The organism is Variovorax sp. GW821-FHT09B05 (assembly GCF_059418265.1).
In genome coordinates this window covers 550,932-572,023 of the sequence record NZ_JBWKPN010000003.1, presented here as the reverse complement: position 1 = coordinate 572,023, position 21,092 = coordinate 550,932, and the positions used below count along the sequence as shown (strand labels likewise).

Below are 21,092 nucleotides of genomic sequence, written 5' to 3'. Positions count from 1 at the left end.
ATGACCACCACCGACACCAAGAAGATCTACGCCGAGCGCCGCGCTCGCCTCGCCTCGCAACTGGGCAAGGACGGCATCGCGATCATCCCGACCGCGCCCGAACGCCAGCGCAACCGCGACAGCGACTTCCTGTTCCGCCACGACAGCTACTTCTACTACCTGACCGGCTTCACCGAGCCCAATGCCTGGCTGGTGCTCGGCGGCGACGGCCGCGCCACGCTGTTCTGCGCGCCCAAGGATCTGGAGCGCGAGATCTGGGACGGCTACCGGCTCGGCCCCGACGCCGCGCCCGAGGCGCTCGGCCTCGACGAGGCCTTCTCGGTCACCGAGCTCGATGCGAAGCTGCCCAAGCTGCTCGAGAACCGCTCGGTCGTCTGGTATCCGTTCGCCACCCACAAGGGCCTCGAGACCCGCGTCGACGGCTGGCTGCAGTCGGTGCGCGCGCGCGTGCGCTACGGCGCGCTGTGCCCCGAGGAGCAGCGCGACCTGTGCGGCCCGCTCGACGAGATGCGCCTCGTGAAGGACGCGCACGAGCAGGACATCATGCGCCGCGCCGCCCAGATCAGCGCCCGCGCCCACATCCGCGCGATGCAGCTGTCGGCGCGCATGCTGCGCGAGGGCAAGGACGTGCGCGAGTACCACCTCGACGCCGAGCTGCTGCACGAGTTCCGCCTCGGCGGCTCGCAGTACCCGGCCTACGGTTCCATCGTCGCGGCCGGCGCCAACGCCTGCGTGTTGCATTACCGCGCCGATGCCGCCCCCGTGCGCGACGGCGAGCTGGTGCTGATCGATGCCGGCTGCGAGCTCGACGGCTACGCCAGCGACATCACGCGCACCTTTCCCGCCAACGGCAGGTTCACCGGCCCGCAGCGCGCGCTGTACGACCTCGTGCTCGCGAGCCAGGACGCCTCGGCCGCCGCCACCAAGGCCGGCAACCGCTTCAACGACCCGCACGACGCCGCCGTGCGCGTGCTCGCGCAGGGCATGCTCGACCTGGGCCTGCTCGACGCCAACAAGGTCGGCGGCCTCGACGACGTGATCGACAGCCGCGCCTACTTCCAGTTCTACATGCACCGCACCGGCCACTGGCTCGGCATGGACGTGCACGACTGCGGCAGCTACGTCGAGCCCACGCAGGTCGGCGAGGTCAGCGAGCGCAAGGACCCGCTGTCGAACGAGCTCATCAAGAACCGCCCGAGCCGCATCCTGCAGCCCGGCATGGTGCTCACGCTCGAACCCGGCATCTACGTGCGCCCCGCCGACGGCGTGCCCGAGCAGTTCCACAACATCGGCATCCGCACGGAAGACGACGCCATCGTCACGGCCACCGGCTGCGAGCTCATTTCGCGCGGCGTGCCGGTGAAGGGGGACGAGATCGAGGCGTTGATGCGGGCCTGAGCGCCACGCGCTGCGGTGCCTGCGGCGCGTGCCGCGCCTGCAAAAAGTCGATGAACACCCGCAGCTTGCGCGGCATCTGCGCGCGGCTCGGGTAATAGAGATAGAAGCCCGGAAAAGTGGGCCACCACGGCTCGAGCAGCGGCACCAGCCGGCCGCTGTCGAAGTCCTCGCGCACCGTGCCCTCGAAGGCCACCGCGATGCCCGCGCCGGCGCGCGCGGCCGCCAGCAGCACCTCGCTATCGTTGGCGATCAGCGGTCCCGCCACCTCCACGTCGAGCTCGCGGCCGTCCTGCGCGTACTCCCAGCGATAGAGCCCGCCGGTCGTGAGCCGGAAGTTGAGGCAGCGGTGCTCGCGCAGGTCCTCGGGCGTGCGCGGCGGCGTCCGCCCCTCGAGGTAGCGCGGCGCCGCGAAGCTCACCATGCGCTGCGGCCCCGCGATCGGCAGCGCCACCACGTCCTGCGCCAGGCTCTCGCCGAGCCGGATGCCCGCGTCGAAACCGCCTTCGACCAAGTCGACCATGCGGTTGTCGCAGACCAGCTCGAGCACGATGTCGGGATAGGCCGCCGCGAAATCGCCGAAGTGCGGATAGAGCAGCAGCTCGGCCGAGACCCGCGCCACGTTCAGGCGCAGCAGCCCCGCCGGCTTGTCGCGTGCCTCGTCGATGCCTTCCACCGCCTGCGCCAGCGCCGCGAGCGCCGGCCGCGCGCCCTCGAGGAACTGCCGGCCCAGCTCGGTCGCGCCGACGCTGCGCGTGCTGCGGTCGAGCAGCCGCACGCCGAGCTTTGCCTCGAGCGTGCGCACGGTCTGCGACAGCGCCGAGGGAGAGACGCCGAGTTCCTCGGCCGCGCGCGTGAAGCTGGCGTGATGGGCCACGCGCGCGAAGGCGGCGATGGCGGGGAGAAGGTCGGGCGACATGCGGGAATTATGAAGAGAGCCTTCACAAAGCATCAAGCACAGCGGTCTTTTTCCAATGCAATGGTGGGACGACATTCGAGCCATGGCGCTCGCGCACCGCGGCGCCTTCCCCCTCGAAAGGACATCCCCATGCCACTCAACGACTACCTCACCCTCGGCCGCTCGGGCCTGCGCGTCAGCCCGATCTCGCTCGGCACCATGACCTTCGGCAGTGACTGGGGCTGGGGGGCCGACGCCGGCGAATCGCGCCGCATGTTCGACGCCTACCTCGAACGCGGCGGCAACTTCGTCGACACCGCCAACTTCTATACCAACGGCAGCTCGGAGCGGCTGCTGGGCCAGTTCCTCGCCGACCGGCGCGAGTCGGTGGTGCTGGCCACCAAGTACACGCTCAACATGCAGCCCGGCAATCCCAACGCGGGCGGCAACCACCGGCGCAACATGGTGCGCTCGGTCGAGGCCAGCCTGAAGCGCCTGGGCACCGACTACATCGACCTGCTGTACCTGCACATCTGGGACGGGCTGACGCCCTTCGACGAAGTGATGCGCGCCTTCGACGACCTCGTGCGCGCGGGCAAGGTGCTCTACGCCGGCATCTCCGACACGCCCGCCTGGCAGGTCGCGCGCATGCAGACCCTGGCCGAGCTGCGCGGCTGGGCGCCGCTGGTGGCGCTGCAGATCGAGTACAGCCTGATCGAGCGCACCGTGGAGCGCGAGCTGCTGCCGATGGCGCGCGAGCTCGGCCTCGGCGTGATGGCCTGGTCGCCGCTGGGCAGCGGCGTGCTGACCGGCAAGTACAGCCGCGCCGACCTCGACCGCGCGAAGGGACAGGACCCGCGCGTGACCGGCACGCGCAAGGACGTGGCCGTGGGCAACGGCGCACTCACCGAACGCGCGCTCGCCATCGCCGACGTGGTGGCGCAGATCGCGAAGGAGCAGGACCGCTCGAGCGCGCAGATCGCGCTGGCCTGGCTGCTGCACCGGCGCGGGCCGACCGTGATGCCGATCATCGGCGCGCGCACCTTCGCGCAGTTCGAGGACAACCTGGGCGCGCTCGAGGTCGAGCTCGATGCGCAGGCGCTGCGGCGGCTCGATGCGGCAAGCGCGATCGCGCTGGGGTTTCCGCACGACTTCATGGCGCTGCCGATGACGCAGGGGGTGCTGCACGGCGGCACGTCGACGCGCCGCGGCGAGTGAAAGGGACTCAGTCGCCCAGCGCGGCCAGCACCAGGCACCCGAGCCCCGCCAGCACCGCGATCGCCGCGGCCGCCGACGCCACCCAGTGGAAGCGGCGCGGCGCATAGCTCAACAGCCCCACCACCGTCTGCGCGGCCGCCGTGAGCGCGCCGAGCCAGAGCACCCAGCCGATCGAATGGCCGGCGGCGCGCAGGCTGGCGACGAGCGATAGGCACAGCGCCACGCTGCCGCCGAGCTGCAGCCAGCGGCGCCACGGACCGGGCGTGCTGCCGCGGCCGAAGACGTCCTCGCTGTGGCGGTCCATCGCGAGGCCCAGCGCGCAGAAGCCCGCGAGCGAGGCGGCGAACACGGTCGCGATCAGCAAGGCGTTCATTACGATCTCTGGCCCGAGGTGGCGAGCGAAGGCGAGTCCACCGCGTCATCGGCCGGATCGGCCTTCGAGGCTTTCTTCGCCGAAGCACTCAAGGCCTTGCGCCGCTTGCGCTCCACCATCCAGGCCGCGCCCGCGAGCCCCAGGCCCAGTGCGATCGACACCAGGTCGAAACCGGCGACGGCACTCGGCCCCGAGCGCAGGCTGACCGTGAGCGGCGCGGGACCGGTGAAGGCGTTGAGCACCGGCAGCAGCGCGAACAGCAGCGCGCCTGCGGCGAGCTGCGCCTGCCACATGCGCAGCGTGGGCCGCGCGAGACCCAGCAGCGCGGCCGCGCCCCAGACCGCGAAGAACCAGCCGATCTCGGCCGCGCCGCGGTCGGCCGTGTCGAACGGCACCAGCCGGTTGGCCCAGAAGAAGGCGGCCATCGCGAGCGGCAGGCCCGCGATCGCGCCGAGGTTGAGGCCGTCGACCAGCCGCAGGCCGAAGCTCACGCGGCCGCCCTGCTTGAGCCGCTTCGCGAACTTCTGGCGCTCCTTCACGGCCCACAACAGCAACCCCGTGGCGACCATCAGGCAGCCCGCGAGGCCGGAGACGAAGAACAGCGCGCGCAGCAGCGGATCGCCGAAGCGGCCGATGTGCAGGCCGTAGAGCACGCTGCGCGTCTCGACAGCGGGCCGCATGCTGTCGCCGTAGGCACCGACCAGCGCGCCGGTCACGCCGTTGAAGACCATCGACGGTTGCTCGGACCCCAGTTGCGGCCCTTCGGCGCGGCGCACGATGACCGTCGCATTGGCATCGTTCGGCGAATTGACCGTGAGGCGGCCGACCGGCGCGCCGCCCCAGTGCGCCGAGGCCTGCGCGAGCATCGGTGCGACCGGTGCCATCGGCGCCTTCTGGCCTGCGGCCTTGAACTGCTCGCGCACGCCGCCCGCGAAGGCCTCGGAGAAGAAGGTCTGCGTGCCGCCGATGTCCTTGTAGGCCGCCTGCGGGCCCCAGGGCATGTACATGAACATCAGCGTGACGAGGCCCGTGTACGTGATCATCGCGTGATAGGGCAGCGCAAGCACCGCGGTCGCGTTGTGCGCGTCGAGCCACGAGCGCTGGCCCTTCTTCGGACGGAAGGTGAAGAAGTCCTTGAAGATCCGCTTGTGCGTGACGATGCCGCTGAGGATCGCCACCAGCATGAACATCGCGCAGAAGCCGACGATCCAGCGGCCCCAGATCGCGGGCATGTAGTGCAGGTCGAAGTGCAGGCGGTAGAAGAACTCGCCGCCGCGCGTCTCGCGCACCGCCGCCGAGGGCTGGCCGCTGGCCGCATCGAGCACCGCACGGCCGAAGCGGTCGCGCCGGTCGCGCAGCGGCGAACCGGCCGGCGGCGCGGGCCGGGTCCAGAACAGGCTGGTCGAGGGCTCGCGCTCGGTAGACAGCGTGATGAACCAGCGCGGCGAGTCGGCCGCGTGCTGCTGCAGGTAGGCGTAGGCGCCCTCGGTGGCCTGCACCTGCGGCACCGGCGTGCGCGAAAGCCCGTGCAACTCGGGCTTCATCCAGAGCGTGATCTCGTCCTTGAAGTACGAGGCCGTGCCGGCCGCGAACACCATGAACAGCACCCAGCCGACCAGCAGGCCCGACCAGGTGTGCAGCCAGGCCATCGACTGGCGGAAGCCCTCCTTCATGCGCCCGCTCCCGGCGTCGGCAGCACCAGCAGCAGCGCGCCCAGCGGCGCCGCGGCAATGACCAGGCCGATCCAGGCACGCCACGCGCTGCGCGCCGCGAACACCCACATCACCGCGACCGCGAACACGAGGAAGGAGGCCAGCGTGCCGGTCATCGCGGCTTCGCTGCGCGCCATGCCGAAGGCGGCGGGCAGGCACAGCGCGAGCGCCGCGGCGGAGAGCGCGGCCACGCCGTAGCCGCCGGCGATGGCGGCGACGGCGCGCGAGGCCACGCCGAGGCGGTAGCGCAGGCCGGCGCTCACGCCGCGCGCCGGACGGCGTGCGAGGTCGTTCGGGAAGTCATGGGAAAGGGGGATTCGGAAAGATGAGAATAATACTCATCCGCCGAATCCGCACCGGGGCTTGAGGGATTTTGGGGATCAGGCGGTCAGTGCCGAGACCTCCGCATCGGTCAGGCGCTGCGGAAAGTAGCGGGCCGCCTTGATGTGGAGGCAGGCCTGGTTGCTGCCCCAGGCGACTGCGCCGAGCGCGAAGCGCGTGATGGGCGGCATGGCTGCCATCGCGTTCTTTCGGAGCCCGTCCGTGCGGAAGCTGTAGCGCAACCCTTCGGCCCCATAGGCCAGGGCGACCTTGAAGTAATCGCCTGGAGACAGCACGCCGGCGTTCCCCGCGGAGGTGGTCGCGGTGGTCGTGCCCCCGACCGTGCCGGTGCAGTACACGCCCCCAGGGATGCTCATCCCCATCGACAGCCGGTTGCCCGCCGTGCCGTCCCCGAGTTCCATGATGTTCCGCACCGTGATGTCCGGCATCTTGGGCAGTTCGACCTCGAGGGCAACCGCTCCTTCGGCGGCGTTGAGCCAACCCTTGGCGGCATCGATGTAGACGAAGTCGGCGCTTCGCGCGACGGCGGTCGATCCGACTGTATCGGCGGCGCGCGTACCGGCGGTCGAGTTCGTCACGTCCGCAGCGCGCAGAACCGTTGCCGCGGCCGTGGGGATATAGCTCGAAGCGAATGCAGCCTGCTCGAGCTGGTAGCCGGTGACCCGGAAACCACGAGGCGAGTTTTGAGGGTACTTGACCGCGCCGACGTTCGCGCCAGGCACAGAAGAGCCCGTCGTGTGGGTGCAGGAGACGCGATAGACGCCGTCACCCTGAGGCGTCACGATGAACTTGGTCATCGGTGGCGTGACGCCGACGATGGCCAGCGCGAAATCGTTCGACTCGGAAGCAGCGGTGTCCGATCTGAAGACAGGGGCCAAGCCATCGTCCATCTTCACGAACACCGACAAGCAATACGAGGTATTCGGCTGCAAGGTCACTGTCTTGTAGGCAAGACTCCATTGCTGGGCCACCGTCGGCCGGCCGATCTTCACCCCGGTGACCATTCCAATGCCGCTGAAATCGCTGTAGGCCGCGTCACCCAGCAGCGACGTCCCGCCAGGTGTCGCGAAATCCGAGACCGTCAGCATGTTGGTGCTGGCGGCTTCTTGAAGCAATGTCGGGGGTGCCAGCAGGTCGGCCGGGTTGTAGGTCATCCGCACCGTGTTCACCGGGGCCGTCTGCATCTTCCCCTGGAGATCGAAGTAGGTGCCGATCGAGGAGCGCGAGGTGAAGGTGTCGTTGCTCGGGATGTACGAGGTCGGAACGGGCCCGTCTTCGAGTTGCGCGCCGAACACCTGAAAGGAGCCTCGATCACCACTGGTGCCGGTTACGCCCGCGTAGATTCGCAGCGAATCTCCCACCGCGATGCCGGTGTTGCGACTCGTCCAGAGTCGATACCACCCATTCGTGATGGCTTTCATCTCCCAGCCTGCACCCGAAAGCGAAAGACCGCCGCTTCCATCGGAGACGACCGTGGCGTAGGGCGTGAAGGTCTGCAGGGACGTATCGTTGCGCCAGGCGAAGGAGAGCGAGCCCGTGAGGCCCGCGTTCTTGACGAACACGGAATAGGTCATCTCGGTGCTCGTGGCGATCAGGGCCCCCTGCGTGAAGGGACCCGACGCAGCACCCGACAGTTCGATGGCACGAGGGGTGCCATCGGGAGCCGACTTTCCCGCGGCCACAGCCAGGCCGGCAACGCTCCATGGATTGCGGTTGAATTGCGAGCTGCTCAGCACGAGATTGGTCCGTTGCGGCTCGGCGAGCAGCGCAGGTGCCACGGCGAGATTTCCGGAGTCGTAATTCATTCGCCCCGCTCCCGCGGCGGCGTACCGCATGACCCCCTTGGCGTCGTAATACGAGCCGATCGAGACTCGCGCGGTCACTGTGTCCACACTGGGGATATACGAGGTTGCGAACGTGCCCGCCTCCAGCTGAGCGCCCCAGGCGAACGCGCCGTTGACATCGTCGCCAGCGCCCGTGGAGGCGCCGCTCGGATAGAGAGCGTAGGTAATCCCGGTCGTATCGTCGGAAGTGAAGACGAGAACGTAACGGCGCCACCCATTTCCAGCATCGGTGACCGATGTGGAGACGATCGAGAAAGTGCCAATCTTGGACGACGAATGCGTGCTGCCCAGCAGGTCGAAATTCGCGCTGATCGAGTTCGTAGCACCTGTGCCGCAAACGTAGATGAATGCCCGTTGCCCGCCTGCGGACTTCAGGTACACGGAGGCCACGTAGGTTCCCACGACGGCGGCCTTGGTGGTGGCCTGCGCGACGCGCCCGTTGCCATAGTTGCTCTGGCTGCTCAGGATGAGCTTGGCCGCCTCCATATGTCCATTCGGTGCGAGCGTGGCATTCGGCACGACTTTGACCTGCGGCGTTCCACCAGCGACGTAGACATTCCAGCCAGTCGTCTGATCGAAGCGCGACGCATATCGCAGCATGTTGGTCCGACCGCTTTCGATCAGAAGACCCTTGGCCGCCTTGGTGACGGGGTCGTAGTCAAGGCGAGGCGCAACCGCGGGTTCAATAAAACCCAGCGGGCTCACACGTGTGCCGTTGGCACCGCCACTGGAGATAAACATTTCCGCTGCGGATTTTGGAGTCAGGTTCGTGGGCATGGAATCAACCTGTGATGATTTCGGTTTCAGGAGTCAGAGTCACGATTTCGGCCGCGTTGGCCGCCTTCGGCCAGTAGACGAAGTCCTGGATGACGCCGTCGAAAGGGTCGGCTCCGTAATTGCGATGGCCAAGCCACAACGTTGGGCTGGTGTAGGTAGGGATCGATGCCAAGCCGACCGAAGCTGCCGGCTTGTCGTCGCACTGAACGATGAAGCGCCCTTGCTTCCAGGACGCCGCCACCTTGCGGGTCTGTCCGATCGGCGCCGCGCTGCCTGCGATCGAAGTCGCTGCCTGCTGCGCACCCCGGTCGAAGCAATTCGCGCTGATGCCGCCTGCGCCGTCGAAGTAGACGAGCATTCGACTCGTCGCCCCAGCCGCATCGGTGATTCCGAAGATCATCGAAGTGGCGGGAACGAGGTTGGTCGCTTGAGCGACGCGGGCGCAGATCGTGCCTTCCCGCAGGTTGTACCAAGGTTGGCTCTGGAGATTCGGAATGTGAATCTGGTCAGCAGTTCGCGCGATGGGTGTCGTAGACGGGACAGGTGTGTAGCTCGATGCGGTCGCCCCGACCTCGACCTGCCCCTTGCAGATCCAGACCGTCAGGTTGCTTGCCAGCGTCGACACGATATGGACCACCGGATAGATGGTCCCCGTGTTGCCGGGCGTGGCATTACCCATCACAACCCGGGTGAAGCGCTCGGCATACGGGGCCGAATTCACGGCGGAGATGTTCGTGCTTCCCATGCCGTTCGAGCCTGTGTAGTAGACGTTGATGGCCTCGCTTCCGACCAGCGGCCGACTGAGCTTCACGTAGGAACTCGTCGAGTAGGTGGTCGAGGCCACGATCGCCGCCGCCGAACTATTGGAGCGCCAGCGACTTCCCGGATAGCCTGATGCCATGGCCGGGGTAAATGTCACCGCCGAACACGCCTCTCCATCGACAGTGGCCACGCCCACGGTGGGCGGCGTGGTTCCCTCGGCAACCCCCAGGGCGCTGAGCTGGCTGTTCGTCAGAAGATTGGTGCGGACAGGTCCGCGAAAGCGTAGCCCGCGAGACGCGAGGGTGATTGGGTCGTAGTCGAAAGCCGGTGCGACAGCAGCCTCGATCCTCCCCTGCGCATTCACGCGCGTGCCGTTCGCGCCGCCAGCGGCGGTCAGCAACTGCGCAAAGGTTTTTTCTGTAAGCGTAGTGGTCATGAGTGGGCTTTCCTCGATCAAGAATTGGCGGAAGATTCTTCGGATGTCGATACGCTCAGGCCGGTGCCGGGCCATCCGGCATTGCAGTCGTAGGCATCGAACTGCGCCACGGTCTCAAGCATGGCAATGGCTTCGTGATGGGAGCGCTCGGACGAAAAGCAGGCTTGCACATGCAGCTCGATCGCACGAGCCACTGCATCGAGCTCGGCAAGACTCATGCGCGCCCAGCCGCTGTCGAACTTGAAATCCACCGCCTCGATGCCGGCACGCTCGGCCTTGACCAGAAGCGCGGTGAGCGCATCGCGATCGGAACGCTTGGTGCTCACGCGCAGGCCGTCAGGCAACACCAGGCCGCCGGTCTCCAGCGCCCAGCGGCGCTCGGCCACCTGGGCACGCAGCGCTCGACGCCGGTCCTCCGGCGTGCGCTCGTCCATCCAGGCTCGAGACGTCCAGTTCCACTCGTGATGCGCAGACGGCCTGGGCGGAAAGGCCACCTTGAGGCCATCAGCCACATAACCGTCGACAACCGTCGAGTCGTCTTCGATCCAGGCAAGTCCCAGATCGTTCGCCAGCCGCGGTGCATCGTTCGGCGGCATGAGGGAGCGCAGCTTGATTTCCCCGGAGACCGGGTCATGGAAGACATACATAACGGCGGCAGTTGTCATGGCGCGAGCTTCAGTTGTCGTAGTTTTGGTGTTGGTGGTCATCGCTTACACGCCAAGAAAGTGCATGAGCGATCGCGGATCGGCTGAGGCCCTTGACTCAGGTCGGTCGCTCGGAAGACAACCGCATAGTCCATCGCCCCGGAAGGCGACGGAAATGAACTCACGGCACTTCCTCGCACGAGCATCGACCAGACGGGTTCCGAAAACCCCGCTCCGCGATAGATCGCCACGATCACGGGCTGATCCGCATCGAAGGAAACCGTCACCACCACCGATCCCCCTCCGGAATTGAACCCATAGATGGGCAGCCAGACTGAGAACGGTGCGCCCATCCATGCCAGACCTCGCTGCTCCGAAAACCGCGGCACCGTCACTGCCTCGCCTTGGATTTGCATGGTGCCAATGACATCGAGCTGTTCGACCCTGAGCTTCCCGTTCTGGATGCTCATGCCATTCATGTACAGATTGCCGGTTTCCGCTTCTATCTGGAAGAAACCTCGTGTCCCTCCAACGTTCCGCTCCCGTTCATTGCCCATCAGCAAGCCTTCGGGGCCGATGTACAGGCCTCCCTGCCCGGCTGGAGGCCACGCATAGCCGGTAAATCCGCCGGATCGGATCCGGCCCACCTTCAGGTCCCCCATTTCCGAAGAAATCGCTGCAAGGCTATTCACCTGGAGCTTGTCAGCGGTGATTGCGTTGGCTGCGATCTTGTCTCCCGTCACAGATCCGGCTCGAATCTTGTCCGCAGTGATGGCTTCGGTTTCAAGCGCTCGAGTCTTGATGGACCCATCGACGTACATGTTGCCGTCGATGCCCACCGAGGCGGTGCCGTTGACGGTGCCCACCACGAACGGAAACTTCGTCGCGCCATTCGGTCCCGCCGCAGCAATGGCGAACTTGTCCACCTGCACCACCATGTTCGAGGTCGTGCCATCGTTGTCGAGGATCAAACCCGAGACCTTGCCGTTCGCATCGGCATTCAAACGCCAGCTGCTCTTCACCTTCCCATCGAGCGTCGCCAGCGCCGACGCCGTGTTCGTGATCGCCGCCGTGTTCGCGCCCGCCGAGGTCGACAACTGGCCGATCTGCGTGGCCTGGGCCGAGATCGTGCCGTTGATCGAACTCACGGAGGTCGAGAGCACCGAAGTCGCGGCCGCACCGGCGACGATGCCGGTTTCGGCAGTCGACAGTCGCGTGCTCACGCTGGTGATTGCCGCGGCGTTGGCGTTGTCCGCCGTGATGCGCGCACTGCGTTCGTCGTAGACCAGGCCGCTGGCCAGGCCGCCCAGCGACAGTGGTTGCCACGCGCCGAGTTCCGCGCCGGACGGCTGTGCGAACTTGAGACGCAACGAGGGTCCTTCGACATCCACGAGCCTGCCGGCGATCTCTTCCGCCCCTGTCAACACCGCAGAAAGCGCCTGCCGCTGCGACACCTCCGCCGCGTCGGCCCGTGCGCGCGCATCGGCTTCGCTGGTCAGTGCCGCCATGCCAGCCGTCTGGTTGTTGCTCACGGTCGTCGAAAGCGCGCTGATCGAGCCGGCCTGCGCGACGTCGGCCGCGACGCGGGCCGTCTGTTCGCTGAGCAGCCCGGCATTGGACGTCGACAGCCCGGTCGACATCGAAGCCGCCAGCGCCTGGCGGGCCACCACCTCGGCGTTGTCCGCGGCCACGCGCGCCTGGCGTTCGCTGTAGATCAACCCGCCGGTGACCGCGTTGAGATCGCCGCCCGCATAGGCGCCGCGGATCTGCGTGGCCAGGGTCTCGCGTGCCGCGACCTCGGCACTGTCGGCATTGCTGCGCGCCGACTGCTCGGCGGTAAGACCCGCGGTCACGGTCGACAGCCCCGTCGAGACGGACGTGGCCAACACCTGGCGCGCCGTCACCTCCGCCTGGTCGTCGGTGATGCGCGCCTGCCGCTCTTCGTAGATCAGGCCGGACGTGAGGATCGCACCCGTCGGGTTCTGCCATAGGCCGTAGCTGTCCTCGAGGAAGTTCGCCTCCATCGACGCACCGATCACCGTCGCCAGCGTGCCCGAGATATCGGGCATGCCGGTCAGCGCCGCGGACAGCCCCTGCCGTTGGGTGATCTCGGCCGCATCGGCGCGCACGCGCGCATTGACCTCGGTCTGCAGCGCCGCGGTGGTGCTGGTCAGGGTGGTCGACAGCGAGGTCGACAAGGCCGAGATCGCGCTGGCATTCGCGCTGTCGCCATCCGAGCGCGCGGACTGCTCCGCCACGATCGCCGCGTCGGTCTGCGTCTTGTTGTTGACGACGGTGGTCGACAAGGCCTGGCGCGCCGTCACCTCGGCCGTGTCGGCGCTGATGCGGGCCTGGCGTTCGCTGAAGACCAGGCCCGCGCTCAGCGCATTCACGTCGGTGCCGGCATAGCTGCCGCGCATCTGCGTGGCCAGCGCCTCGCGTGCGCTCACCTCGGCGGTGTCGGCATTCGCCCGCGCGGTCTGCTCGGCCGTGAGGTTGGCGGACACGGTCGACAGGCTGGTGGACAGCGACGCGCCCAATGCCTGCCGCGCCGAGACCTCGGCCGCATCCGCATTGGCGCGAACCGTCTGCTCGGCCAGCATCGCGGCGTCCGCGGCCGTCTTGTTGCCGGTCACGGTGGCGGCGAGCTGCTGCCGTGCCGTCACCTCGGCGGCATCGGCCGAAACGCGCGCGTCGCGCTCGGCCGCCAGCAGTCCCGAGCTCAGCGCACCGACGTCGTTGCCGGCGTAATTGCCACGCAGTTGCGCCGCCAGGGTCTCGCGCGCCGTGACCTGCGCCGCGTCGGCGCTCGCACGCGCGGTGGCCTCGGCCTGCAGCGCCGCGTTGGACGCGCCCGGCGACGGCCTGCCGATCGCCACCCAGTCGATCTCGAAGTAGTCGGTGGCCGACTGCGCGACCGAGAGATCGATACGGATCTGGTCCACCGTCACGTCCCAACCGGGGCTCACGTTGACCATGCCGATGCCGGCGGCATCGTAGGTCGGCTCGTTCAGCGTCGCGGCGCGGCCTCCGGTGAATCCGGTGTCGGCGGCCGCGCGCCAGAAGATCTGGCCGGCCCAGACCGGCGCGCCGACCTTGCGGATCCGGATGCGCACCTGGCTGAAAGTCGCTCCCGCGCTCGCGAGGCCCGTGGGCGAGATCACCCACGGGTCGCTCGCATTCGCCGGCCGCAGCCAACCCGCCGTGGCGACCGGTGCGCCATTGCCGCCCCAGGCCTCCACGCCGGTATCGAAGTACCAGATCTTCGCGTAGTCGAACTGCTCGCCCACGCCCGCCGAGATCAGCGTGATCTGCTGCGCCAGCGCCTCGTCCTGCCTGGCGCGCGCGGTGCTCTCCTGAAAGATCAGCCCGCTCGTGACCTGCGACAGATCCGTGCCGTCGTAGCCACCGGTGAGCTGCGCCTGCAGGGTCTCGCGCGCCGTCACCTCGGCCGCATCGGCCGTCAGGCGCGCCTGGCGCTCCTCGGCCAGCAAGCCACCGACGCTGGTCATGGTGGCGGGCTGCCAGACGCGGTAGCTCGATGCCGCGAAGTCGAGCAGGAGCGACGGGCCCTGCACATAGTCGAGGCTCGCGCCCACGTCCGGCAACCCCGTCAGCGAGACCGACAAGGATTCGCGGCTGCGTGCTTCGGCGCTATCGGCCGTGCTTCGCGCCACCGCCTCGCTGGCGAGCGAAGCGGCCAGCGTCGCATCGGCGTTCTGCAACTGGGTGGCGAGCTGCTGGCGCGCGCCGGCCTCGGCGGCATCGCCACTGACGCGCGCGCTCTGCTCGGTCTGCAACGCCGCGGCCGTGGTCGACAGCGAGGCCGTCAAGGTCGTGAACTGCGACGAGAGCGCGCTGTCGGCCTGCTGGCGCACGGTGGCTTCGTTCGAGATCGCGGTGCCGCGCGCGGCCGCCTCGGCGATCAGCGCCGCGGCACGTGCGTTCTGCTCGGCCGTGATCGCATTCGCGCGCAGCGTGGCTTCGGCCTGCACGGCCGTGGTTCGATCCGTGACCTCTCGCGCCACGGCGGCGATGCGCGCCTGCACCTCGGCGGTGTCGGCCGCCGCGCGCGCCGCGGCTTCGTCCGACATGGCATCGGTCAGGCCGGCGATCTGTTGCGTGCGCGTCTGGGCCTCGGCTTGCAACGCCGTGAAGCGGTTCTGCGCCTCGGCCTGCACGGCCTGGACGCGCGCCTGCCCTTCGGCCACCAGCGCCGCGGCGCGGTTCTGCGCTTCCTGTGCGATCGCCGCGGCATTGGCGCTGTCGGACTGCTTCAGCTGGTCGACGGTTTCCTGCAGCCCCTCCTGCAGTTCTTCCAGGGCCTCGTCGATGCCCGGCAGCGTGATCAGCTCCTTGAAACCCGGCGCGCTGCGATTGCCCGCCAGGTCGACGGCGCACACCCAGTACAGGTAGGTGCCCGGCACCGTCTGCGTGTACTTGTAGCCGAGGGCGTCCACCAGGCTCAGCACGCGTGCTTCCGCATAGACGGAACCGACGCGCACCTCGTAGCCCCGCAGGGGCTGCGTGGTCCCGCTCGCGGGCCACTGCAGTTCGACCTGGTCGCGGAAGGCCTGCCCGGTCAGCACGGGCTGCGCGGGTGACAGGATCTCGATGGCGGTCGACACCGGCGTGGACCACCGGCCCGTGGTGTCGCCATGCGATGCCCACAGCTTGACCACCCCCGCCTGCAGCCAGCCGAGGTTCGCCTGAACCGCCTTGCCCGACCAGACCTCCGCGGCGGTGGCCCAGTCCGTGCCGATGCGCAGCTCGGTCAGGTTCCAGTCGAGCAGGTCGAGGCCCGCCGGCTCGGCCCAGCGCGCATGGACACCGTCGTTCTCCACGCCGAGCTGCAGCCCGCTGACGCTGCCGGGCGGCTGCGTCTTGCCCGTCACCACGTGCTCGACCATCACCCAGCTGCTGACCGCGTAGGGCGTCGCGAAGCGCGCGCGCACCTGGTAGACGCCGCCCACGGACAGTCCGAGCAGGAAGGTCTCGACGGCGTCGCCCGGCAGGTCGATGCTCTGCCATCCCTCGCCGGTCTGCATCAGCCGCCATTGCACCCGGATCGCACCCGTGCGGGCGGCCGCATCGTCGGCCCAGGGCGCCCAGCTCACGCGCGCCCGCACCACCGTCGAGCCGCCCTGCTGCACCATCAGTTCCGGCCCGCTCTTCACCATGAGGTCCATCGGCGTCTGCGGCGCGATGAAAGGGCTGGGAAGGTTGGTGTTCGGCGCGGCATCCGACAGCACCTCGTCGGCGAGGTCGTAGTAGGCGGGCACGTCCTCGATCACCTGCAAGCTCAACGGCGCGTTGCGCTGGTAGCTCCAGTCCTGCACGCGGAAGGTCTTGTTGGTGAAGCCGTACAGCGCGCTCGAGAGCACGATCCGGTCGCCGGGCTGCAGGTGCCAGGCCAGCATCTTTGGATGGATCCGCAGCACCAGGCCACCGCGGCTCTGCTCGACGGCCACGCGCGCCAGCTGGTGGCAGCGCACGTGAGAGCCGGTGAAGGCCAGCGCCATGTCGCGGAACTTGTCCTTCTCGTCCTGCGCGCGGAACACGGTGTTCTGGTAGGGCTTGAAGTCCTCGTTCACGCCATTGCGTGCCGCGTTCACGTAGGTGCCGCGCACACCGTTGATCCGGTCCGCGCCGACGTTGGCGGTCTGGACCACGGCGGTCGGCGACAGCATGTCGACGTCCGTGAGATTCAGTACCGCCGTCGACCACGCGCCCGCCTGGATCCGCCAGACGCCACCGGTCTCGAGCGAGAAGCCGGCCATCGACTCCTCGAGCTGCTGGCGGGTGCTCTCGCGGTCCTGATCGGAGCGGAAGGCACCGTCGCAGGTGTAGCGGACGTTCGAGTTGCCGTAGTTCTCGGCGTCGACACCCATATAGACCTGGTCGTCGCAGGCACTGGCTGCACCGATCAGCGCAGCTTCGTCGATCTGGTCGGCGGCCGCGAGGTAGCCGGCTTCCGAACGGATGAAGTCCGCCAGGCACAGCGCCGGATTGCGCGAGTAGCGGGTCTGCCCGTTGCGTGGGTCGTAGACCTTCTTGCCGCGGATTCGCGCGGTGATCGCGGGCAGCCCTCCCTGGAAGCGCTCGAACAGCATGTTCAGCGTCACGACCGCGTAGGTGTAGCCACTGAGCCGGTGCGCATCGGTCCAGAGATCGAGGTCGGGGAAGGTGGCCTTGAGGCTGTCCCTCATGAAGACGTCCGCGGTATCGACACCACCCGGCGAGGTGTGGAACTGGACGTTGACGGCGGGGCCTTCCGACGGCAATCCCTTGAACGGCGGCGGCAGCTGGAACTCGGCGCCATCGGTCCAGCCCGTCGCGTTGGGGCGACCGACCGACGTGCCTTCGATGAAGATCTCGTCGATCGCCTCGCATTCATGGGCCGCAAAGACGATCACCACATGTTTGAACTGCGCTTGCCCACCGCTGTCGAGCACGGCCACGATCGAACCACCTACGGGCGCCGGTGCACCGTAGATCGTGGTCCATGGCGATTCCGCGCTCACGATGGTCGTGGTGCGGTCACGCAGGTTGGCTGCGTCCTCGGCGGCCTTGCGCGCAGCCGCCTGGCGGGCTTGCTTGCGAGCCTGGGAGGCCTTGGACAGGCCCGAGACCACGCTGACGGCTACGGCGGCCCATGAAGCCACGGCGCCGAGCGACACCCCGCCTACGGTCACTCCGCTCAAGAGCGATCCGAGACCTGCAAGGATGCTGGCCGGCTCGGCCGACGCACTGCCACAGACCAGCAGCAACACCAGCAATGCAAGAAGACGTGTCATCAAGCCGCGCATGCGGACCTCCATGCAGCCACCGCTGCCGTCAAAGGAAGAAAGTTCATTCGATCCGTGCCAAGCGCCGCGACGTGGGTCCCAGTACAGATGCCGAAGCAATGACCGGAGACGCGGCCGATACGGCCGCCACTGCGGGCGAGTACCACGTCTCCGCGTTGAGCGCACAGGCCGGGCTTCGACGGCCCGAGCAAGGCATTGGCCGCTGCCTCGAAGCCGCCAGCCGCTCGCACGTGGCGCAGCGCGGTCAACAGCCGTCGCGGCTCCAGGACGCCGCCGTCGGCGCGCAGCGGGGCCAGTGGATCGGTGCCGCGCACCTCCCGCACCCAGTCCGCCGCGAACGTGGCGCAGTCGTTGTCGAAGTAGGCGAAGCGCCGCGCGCGCCGGGCCTCGATGAAGGCGTCGAGGTCGGCGTTCATTTGGAGCCCACCCCCAGCAGCTGGCGGTACTGGAGATTGGCCTGCAGCCACTTGCCCACCCACACGGCCGGGTTGCCGATGATGCTGGTGAGGTAGCTGAAGCCCATCTCGCCCGGATGCCGTGCCTGGTGCTGCGCATGGTTCATGCGCAGCGCGGCCGGATTGCTGCGCACGTCGTAGCTCGCCGTGCGGCAGTCCATGCTGATCGAGGCCGTCGTGCCGTCGCGCTCGATCTTCATCTGGTCCATCACGCCCACGAAGCGCAACACCGGCTGACCGGTGATCTGCAGCGTGGCCGCATCGACCAGCGCGATCCAGATGCGCACGCGCCGGTCCTGGTAGTCGGCCGGATCGCCGAGCGCGAGCGCGCGCGTGCCCACGTCGATGGGAGAGAGCGTCAGCGTGAGCTTCTCGGCCGCGCCGTCCTCGCTCTCGTGCAACTCGCCGATCGATCCCAGGTTGCCCAGGCCCAACCAGGACTGACCCATTGTCTGCACGTTGACCGGCCAGGTGGTGTAGCGCACCGTGCCCGAGCGAAGCTGCAACTCCGCCAGCGCCATCACGCCGTAGGCCCCGGCGCGGCTGGCCGCGTCGAATCCCGCATTGGTGTTCACCGTCATTCCCAGGACTCCATCAGGTCGAAGCTGAAGCCGCCCTGCGCGCGCGACTCCGAACTCCAGTTGCTCTTCGTGTCGGTCCGGCGCATCAGGCAGGTCGGCCGGTCCCAGACGACCGCGCTGCCCGCGGCCACGGCGACGCGCAGCACCGGTTCGATCTGCACCACGATCAGGCCCGCGGCATCGGCGACCGCGTCGGCCTGCACGTGCAGCAGCTGGCGCTGGACCGACCCCTGGTTGACGCCGATCCAGTCGCCCTGCAGCAGCGTCTTGCCGGCCTGCGCGGCCCCCATCTGGATCGACAGCGACGAGGCGCCGGCCAGTGCCGCCACCGCGGTCCAGGTGCCGCGCGCCGTGCCGCGCGGCACCGGTTGCAGCAGATCGCAGATCGCGAGCACGTTGACCTGGCCGCGCAATGCGTGGGCGAGCGCGCGCCATTGCGCGGCCTCGCTCATCGAGGGAATGCGCTCCTCGCTCACGAGCGCGCAGGTGCGCCGCGGCGGTGCCAGCACGGCCACCTGCGTGGAGCCGGTGTCGCCGCTGCTGAAGCTCAGGTCGAATGTCTGCAGGCCGAAATCCTGGCGCTTGACCGGCAGGTTCGGCGGAAGTGTGACGATGCTCATTGGGGCACCACCCGCATGCGCTTGAGTTGTTCCATCTGACCCTCGTTGTTGGCTTGGAGCACGCGATCGAGGTCGGCCATGACGGCGCCCCTGTCGGACCGCGAATCGATGTAGAAGACATTCGAAGGCGCGAAGTGCAGCGCCTGCGCGGCCGCACCGCCTCCCTGCAGGCTCACGCCCAATCGCCCGTCGGTGCCGCGGCGCAAGGGCATGATGGCCTCGGCCCCCGCCTCGCCCATCAGGCCGATGCCCTTGGCAAACGGGAAGAACGTGGGGCGGTCGACGATGCTGCTCGAGTAGGCGTGCAGGCCGGGCGAGGAAAAGACATTGCCCTTCGCGCTGCCCACGCCGAAGAATCCGAGCACGGAGGTGACGAGGCTTCCGAACCAGTTGCCGCCACCACCACCGCCACCACCGCTTCCTCCGCCGCTCCCACCCCCGTTGAACAGCCCCGTGATCGAGTTGGACAGCCAGCCGGTGAATTTCTCCACCGCGGGCTTGAGCGTCGCGTCGTAGAGCGCATCGGCCAGCGCGCCGGAGACCTTCTTCTTGAGGGACTCGGCCATCTTGTCGATCGCGCCTTCCTGGCCCTGCATCAGCCCCGTGATGCCTTCCTTGAACGTGCCGTTGAGATCGTCCGAGAGCTTCTTGGAGCGGCCTTCCTGCTCCTTCTTCTTTTCCCCGGCCGACTTGATGCCTTCGGCTTCGCGCGTGACCGTCAGCAGAGCCCTCTCCGCGTCGATGCGCTGGCTCAGCGCATCGATATAGCCGGGGATGACGTTGTCGGTGGCTTCGAGGTCGCGGTACTGCTGTTCGAGCTGCGCGATGCCCAGCTCCCGCAGGACAACCTGGGACTTGCCCTGCTCCTCGTTCCTCGCTTTCAAGGCCGCCGTCTGGTCGAGAACGCTCGAGGTGGCCCGGCGCATCGACTCTACGGACGGGTCTTGCCGTTCTCCCGCCGAATCCTTGACCGTAGTGGCACCGATCGTGGCCTCTTCGCCCTTGCGCGAACGCTCGGGCGCCTCGCCGGTGCACTGTGCACAGATCACCGTCGCGCCGGCATTTACGCCCTCGCGTGAGATCGAGCGCGCGCTGGCGTCCACCCTGCTCACCGGCAGGGATTTGCCCGGAAGGTTTGCACCGCGATCGGCACGAGCGCGGTCGACACCGATGACGCTGGGTTGCTTCAGCCCCTCGACGATCCGTCCGGCAAGGCTTTTCTCGCGTTCCTCTTCGGACTTCCGATCCGCGTCTTGTTGAATCGAATCGATGGCCGAGTTGGCCTGCCGGGTTCTTTCGCTCTGCGCCGCATTGCCGCGCGCATCCGCTCGCACGATCTCCGCACGCAGCGCGACGTCCTCCCGCGCTCTTTTCGCCGCCGAGGAACGATTCGGGAAACCGATCACGGCATTGCCACCGGTCACAGCGAACCTCCTGCCCTCTTCGGTTTCCCGCTCGTCGAAGCGCTTCTGCAGTCGGGATGCTTCGTCCAGTCTCTGCTGCGGGGTCTTTCGCCGCCCCCATTCGCGCGCGCCATCATCGATGGATGCTATGAAATCCGTCCCCGACTGCACCAAGCGATCGAACAAACCCCGGTTTGCCGCCGCGGTCCTCGCTTCACGGATCCGCGCTTCGGCGAAGAGCTTCTGAGCCAGGTCGCCGGCCGCCTCCTTCTGGCCGCCCGCCTCGAGCTTGCCTATCCGCTCGTACTCCGCCGGACCGAGAAACCGGCGCTCCCTGTTCAGTTCACGCGAGGACTTCGTCGGCTCGTCCCGAATCTTGGAGAACAGTTCCGTCGCATCCTCGATCGGCACCTTCCCGAGTCGATTCATCTCCACGACGGCCGTCGCCGCAACCGGCATCACGGAGCCGGACACCTTTCCGGACTGCACGAGCTTGACCAGGGCCTCCGATGCAAGGGCCTGCGTGGCGCCCTGCTTCGCGATATCGCTGGCAATCTTCTGAAGCTCGCTGTTCGAGAGGCCTGCGTAGTTGCCCGACGGGATCTTCGCGTTGGTGTATTCGACGTCCTCTCGGCTGCCTTTGAGTCCGGCTTTGTAGCCATAGGCGAGGGTATCGAGGGCAGCCTGCAACCTGTTCCCGGCAACCAGATTGGCGAGGGTTTCGATGGCTTGGCCGACCTGCTGGAGTTGGCCCGGCGCTGCGGAGGCGCCTGAAGCCGCGGTTGTGTTTCTTGATGGGAGAGCCATGTCCGTATGGTCCTTT

The 21,092-nt window shown here is 67.9% G+C and carries 14 protein-coding genes; 2 read left to right on the top strand and 12 right to left on the bottom strand.

Annotation, left to right across the window (positions count from 1 at the left end):
- Positions 1–1,398: an aminopeptidase P N-terminal domain-containing protein gene (locus tag AC07RM_RS11040; protein ID WP_398496942.1), complete on the top strand. Its 1,398-nt coding sequence runs from the start codon at positions 1–3 to the stop codon at positions 1,396–1,398.
- Here AC07RM_RS11040 and AC07RM_RS11035 read toward each other — a convergent pair.
- Complete coding sequence (locus tag AC07RM_RS11035) at positions 1,340–2,314, bottom strand: LysR family transcriptional regulator (protein ID WP_495334467.1); 975 nt, start codon at positions 2,312–2,314, stop codon at positions 1,340–1,342. The two genes, AC07RM_RS11040 and AC07RM_RS11035, sit on opposite strands and share 59 nt — an antisense overlap.
- A gap of 129 nt (positions 2,315–2,443) precedes the next feature.
- Here AC07RM_RS11035 and AC07RM_RS11030 point away from each other — a divergent pair, with 129 nt between their 5' ends.
- Complete coding sequence (locus AC07RM_RS11030; protein WP_495334466.1) at positions 2,444–3,511, top strand: aldo/keto reductase; 1,068 nt, start codon at positions 2,444–2,446, stop codon at positions 3,509–3,511.
- 7 nt (positions 3,512–3,518) lie between these two features.
- On the opposite strand, the gene AC07RM_RS11025 is transcribed toward AC07RM_RS11030, so the two are convergent.
- From AC07RM_RS11025 to AC07RM_RS10975, 11 genes are all read right to left on the bottom strand, one after another.
- A complete protein-coding gene (locus AC07RM_RS11025; RefSeq protein WP_208513077.1) occupies positions 3,519–3,884 on the bottom strand; it encodes a DUF3325 domain-containing protein in 366 nt (121 codons plus the stop codon).
- A complete protein-coding gene (locus AC07RM_RS11020) occupies positions 3,884–5,557 on the bottom strand; it encodes a PepSY-associated TM helix domain-containing protein (protein ID WP_495334465.1) in 1,674 nt (557 codons plus the stop codon). Before AC07RM_RS11020 ends, AC07RM_RS11025 begins: the two co-directional genes overlap by 1 nt.
- Positions 5,554–5,859, bottom strand: coding sequence for a DUF3649 domain-containing protein (locus AC07RM_RS11015; RefSeq protein WP_261208821.1), 306 nt, complete (start codon positions 5,857–5,859; stop codon positions 5,554–5,556). Before AC07RM_RS11015 ends, AC07RM_RS11020 begins: the two co-directional genes overlap by 4 nt.
- 117 nt (positions 5,860–5,976) lie before the next feature.
- Complete coding sequence (locus tag AC07RM_RS11010) at positions 5,977–8,559, bottom strand: phage head spike fiber domain-containing protein (RefSeq protein WP_495334464.1); 2,583 nt, start codon at positions 8,557–8,559, stop codon at positions 5,977–5,979.
- Positions 8,560–8,563: 4 nt separating this feature from the next.
- Complete coding sequence (locus AC07RM_RS11005; protein WP_495334463.1) at positions 8,564–9,757, bottom strand: LamG-like jellyroll fold domain-containing protein; 1,194 nt, start codon at positions 9,755–9,757, stop codon at positions 8,564–8,566.
- Positions 9,758–9,774: 17 nt separating this feature from the next.
- Positions 9,775–10,464 carry a DUF4376 domain-containing protein gene (locus tag AC07RM_RS11000; RefSeq protein ID WP_495334462.1) on the bottom strand — a complete coding sequence of 230 codons (690 nt, stop codon included), beginning with the start codon at positions 10,462–10,464 and terminating at the stop codon, positions 9,775–9,777.
- A complete protein-coding gene (locus tag AC07RM_RS10995; protein WP_495334461.1) occupies positions 10,461–17,210 on the bottom strand; it encodes a hypothetical protein in 6,750 nt (2,249 codons plus the stop codon). The genes AC07RM_RS11000 and AC07RM_RS10995 overlap by 4 nt, the downstream gene beginning before the upstream one ends.
- Positions 17,198–17,626, bottom strand: a complete 429-nt coding sequence (locus tag AC07RM_RS10990; protein ID WP_495334460.1) for a DUF6950 family protein — start codon at positions 17,624–17,626, stop codon at positions 17,198–17,200. Before AC07RM_RS10990 ends, AC07RM_RS10995 begins: the two co-directional genes overlap by 13 nt.
- Positions 17,623–18,246 (bottom strand): hypothetical protein, encoded by a 624-nt coding sequence (locus tag AC07RM_RS10985; RefSeq protein ID WP_398496930.1) that lies wholly within the window; start codon positions 18,244–18,246, stop codon positions 17,623–17,625. Before AC07RM_RS10985 ends, AC07RM_RS10990 begins: the two co-directional genes overlap by 4 nt.
- Positions 18,243–18,866, bottom strand: coding sequence for a hypothetical protein (locus AC07RM_RS10980; protein WP_093343518.1), 624 nt, complete (start codon positions 18,864–18,866; stop codon positions 18,243–18,245). The genes AC07RM_RS10985 and AC07RM_RS10980 overlap by 4 nt, the downstream gene beginning before the upstream one ends.
- Positions 18,863–21,076, bottom strand: coding sequence for a phage tail length tape measure family protein (locus AC07RM_RS10975; RefSeq protein WP_495334459.1), 2,214 nt, complete (start codon positions 21,074–21,076; stop codon positions 18,863–18,865). Before AC07RM_RS10975 ends, AC07RM_RS10980 begins: the two co-directional genes overlap by 4 nt.
- Between the last annotated feature and the right edge of the window lie 16 nt (positions 21,077–21,092).